At 44.1% G+C, this 895-nt stretch carries 2 protein-coding genes; both read left to right on the top strand.

The annotated features are described in order from the left end of the window. Positions 1–63 precede the first annotated feature (63 nt). A complete protein-coding gene (gene tnpA, locus QTN95_RS20900) occupies positions 64–384 on the top strand; it encodes an IS66 family insertion sequence element accessory protein TnpA (RefSeq protein WP_331418884.1) in 321 nt (106 codons plus the stop codon). Further along, the gene (gene tnpB, locus QTN95_RS20895) at positions 381–554 is read left to right on the top strand and encodes an IS66 family insertion sequence element accessory protein TnpB (RefSeq protein ID WP_331418883.1); all 174 of its coding nucleotides are present in this window, start codon (positions 381–383) and stop codon (positions 552–554) included. Before tnpA ends, tnpB begins: the two co-directional genes overlap by 4 nt. Positions 555–895 lie beyond the last annotated feature (341 nt).

Below are 895 nucleotides of genomic sequence, written 5' to 3'. Positions count from 1 at the left end.
CCCGCATTCTAATCGTCTAGCCCGAATAATAAGATCAAATCTCCAACCCAAAGGAGATTTGAAATGGCCAAACGACGCACTAACCAAGAATGGCGAACCCTGTTTGAACACTATGAATCTAGCCAGCTATCACAACGATTATTCTGTGAACGTAACGGACTGAGCCTTTCCACTTTTTACGCTAAGCGCCAACAGTTAAAGCACATCGAAAAACCGAACACGGTTGGCTTTGTTAAAGCAGAAGTCGTTGAAAAAACCACTAGGTATCAAGCCACTCACATTGCAGTGGCCAACATGACACTGATTGTCAACGATGTTGAACTGAGCATCCCACAAGGCACGCCAGCAGCCTATCTCGCTGAGCTTATCGGTGCGTTATCATGAAACGTATGCTCAACGCTCCAGAGATTTATCTGTATCGTGAAAGCGTCGATTTTAGAAAGTCTATCAACGGCCTTGCCGCGATAATCGAAAGTGACACCGACTTACCTTTAGGAAGTGGCGCACTGTTCCTGTTCACCAACAAACAGCGCGACAAAATCAAAGTGTTGTGAAAAAGCCAAGTACAAATGGCCTACAAAAGAGCAAAACGAAGTGTTTATCCTGACTCAATTCGAGCTTGAGAGACTGCTTTCAGGTTTCACGATTATCGGCCATAAACCCATTGAAATAAACGATTTTACAATGACTTAATCGATATTAAAGCCTTATCCACCAAGCATTCATGGCATGATTTGGGTATAATCAACGCCATGAAAAAGACGCCAAATATCAACCCAGAAAGTCAAGATGTTGCCGAGCTACAAGCGATGGTGAAAGCGCTGATGGCGTCAGAAATCCAATTGAAACAAGAACGCCAGTCGCTACTTGAACAACTCAAACTGGCCTTCGACCG

Source organism: Vibrio sp. M260112 (assembly GCF_036533775.1).
Classification (GTDB): Bacteria; Pseudomonadota; Gammaproteobacteria; order Enterobacterales; family Vibrionaceae; genus Vibrio.
This window is presented reverse-complemented; position numbering and strand designations above follow the sequence as displayed.